Origin of the sequence: Phytoactinopolyspora endophytica, from assembly GCF_004138495.1 — a bacterium.
In the GTDB taxonomy this organism is placed as follows: domain Bacteria; phylum Actinomycetota; class Actinomycetes; order Jiangellales; family Jiangellaceae; genus Phytoactinopolyspora; species Phytoactinopolyspora endophytica.
Window position 1 is genome coordinate 36,293 of sequence record NZ_ML142871.1, and the last position, 2,459, is coordinate 38,751.

The window sequence follows — 2,459 nt, forward strand, 5'->3', positions numbered from 1 at the left end:
TGATCATGGGAGTTGCTACTTCAACACGCCTGCGGTCAGGCCGGCCTGGACCTGCTTCTGGAACACCATGTACACGATCAGCACCGGAAGCAGCGCGATCACCAGCCCGGCGAAGAGAGCGGTCCAGTCTGCGCGGAATCCGGTGTTCGCCGCGAGCGTGCCCAGACCTTGCGCCAGGACGCGTTTTTCGTCATCCTGCATGATCACCAGCGGCAGGATGTACTGGTTCCAATGGCCGAGGAAGTTGAACAGCGCGAGGCTGATGATCCCCGGCTTGGCCATCGGCAGCATGACCCGGAAGAACAGCGTGAAGTGGGAGCAGCCGTCGACGATGCCCGCTTCCGCGACTGACGTGGGCAGCGTCCGGAAGAACGCGGTCAGGAAGAACACCGTGAACGGCATCGAGAACGCCGTGTACACGAGGGCCAGGCTGAAGTAGCTGTTAAGGCCCAGGAAGGGTAAGAGTTCGCCGCTGTCTCGGACGATGAAGAACATCGGCACCAGAGCCAGGAAGACGGGAAGCATCAGGCCCGCGACGAACACGTAGTACACAAGACGGTTGCCTGGGAAGTCGTAGCGTGCCAAGACGTACGCACCCATGGCGCCGAACAGCATCGTCATGGTCAGCGACATCGCCACGACGATGACGCTGTTGAGGAAGTACTGTCCGATGTTCGCCGAGGTCCACGCCCGGGCGAAGTTGTCCCACTCGATGCCTCTGGGCAGCCCCATCGGATCGGTCCGGAACTCACCGTTCGTCTTGAACGAGGACAGGATGGCCCACACCAGTGGAAGTGTGGTGATCAGTCCCCAGAACAGCAGAAACCCATGGTTGAGCAGCCCGAACGCGAACCCGACGATGCCCACACCCTCCCGGGGCCTGTCATCGGCGGTGAGCTTCGGTCCACGCGGGGTTGCGGTTCTCACGTCATCGTCCGCCATCACGCCAGCTCCACCTTTTCGCGCCGCAGCATGCGCATGAACAGCACAACGACGGTCATCGTCAGCACCAACATCAACACGCCGATCGCCGCGGCGTAGCCGAAGTCGTTGCTCTGGAACGCCGCCCTGTAGATCGCCACACCGAGAACGTCGCCCGCTCCGTCCACGCCCCCGTTGATCCCGAGCATGATGTGCACGATCGCGAAGCCGTCCATGGCCTGGATCGCCATGTACACCCATCCCACCTGGACGGTGTCCCACACCAACGGCACGGTGATCTTGCGGAACGTGGTCATCCGGCTGGCGCCGTCCAGCAGCGCCGCCTCATAGATGTCCTTCGGGATCGACTGCATCGCCGCCGAGAACAGCACGACGTAGAAGCCCACGAACGACCACGTCATCACCACCATCACGATCCAGATGAGCAGGTTCTGCTCAGCCAGCCACAACTGTTTCAGCCCGTCCAGACCGAACGCGCCCAACATGCTGTTCAGAATCCCACCGGCGTTCTCCGGCGCGAACACGTAACTGAACACGATCCCGACGATGACGATCGAGAGCACCTGCGGGAAGAAGTACACGACCTTGTACACCGACGAGCCGAACACGCCCGCCACCGCGCCGCCGCGCCCGCGCGCACCCACGTTGAGCATCGAGGCGAAGAACAACCCGAGCAGCAACGTCAGCACCGGAACGAAGATCAGCAGGATCAGATTGTTGCGCAGCGCGGTCCACAGCTGGTCGTCGTTCCACATCCGCTCGTAGTTGTCGAGACCGATGAAGGTCGGGCTGGCTGTGAACCCGCTCCACTCGGTCAGCGAGATATAGATCGCCTGGATGTAGGGCGACAACATGTACATCGCGTACACCCCGACCGGCGGCAGCAGAAACGCGATGATGAACGGATACTTGCCTTTCTGCATCGGCCCGCCGGGCCTGCGACCGCGGCGTCGCCGTCGCGCATCCGCGCCATGCGACACACCGCCGCCCTTCCCGGTGGCACCGGTCTCCCCGGTACCACCGGTGCCACGGGCGTCATCCGTGCCGTCGGTTCCGTCGGAACGCTGCGCCGCCGGGCGACCGGATCCGTGGAGGGTCATCGATCGGCTCCCTAGAGCTCCCGGGTCTGCTTGTTGATGGAGTCGTCGTCACGTATCGAAGCGGAGGCCTGCTCGCACTGCTCGACCCACTCGTCGACGTCGATGTCGCCGCGCAGCAGCGCACCGGTCGGCTGGTCGATGCCGGGGTTCTCCAGCTCGCGGTACCAGTCCGGGAAGAACCAGTTGACGACGTTCTCACCCGCCGCGGCCAGGGCATCCTGAGCGGACGACAGGCCGGGTGCGTCGAGCTCGACGTCGTCGGAGGCGCCCAGCACGGACGTCAGGCTGCTCACCTGTTCGGTGAAGCCACGCGCACCTTCCATCGACAGCATCGCCCGCATGTACTCCATGCCGGCCCGCGGGTTCGGCGCGTCCACCGGAACGATGTACGGCTCCCCCGCCTTCGCCCGGACGGTC

The 2,459-nt window shown here is 64.0% G+C and carries 2 protein-coding genes and 1 pseudogene; all 3 read right to left on the reverse strand.

Translation table 11 applies throughout. From position 1 onward, the window contains the following. Positions 1-15: 15 nt before the first annotated feature. Positions 16-942 carry a carbohydrate ABC transporter permease gene (locus ELR45_RS30225; protein ID WP_129669609.1) on the reverse strand — a complete coding sequence of 309 codons (927 nt, stop codon included), beginning with the start codon at positions 940-942 and terminating at the stop codon, positions 16-18. Then, complete coding sequence (locus tag ELR45_RS30230; protein WP_129669666.1) at positions 942-1,865, reverse strand: carbohydrate ABC transporter permease; 924 nt, start codon at positions 1,863-1,865, stop codon at positions 942-944. The genes ELR45_RS30225 and ELR45_RS30230 overlap by 1 nt, the downstream gene beginning before the upstream one ends. Positions 1,866-2,053: 188 nt before the next feature. Next, positions 2,054-2,459 (reverse strand): annotated as a pseudogene (locus tag ELR45_RS30235) (hypothetical protein); the annotation flags it as partial.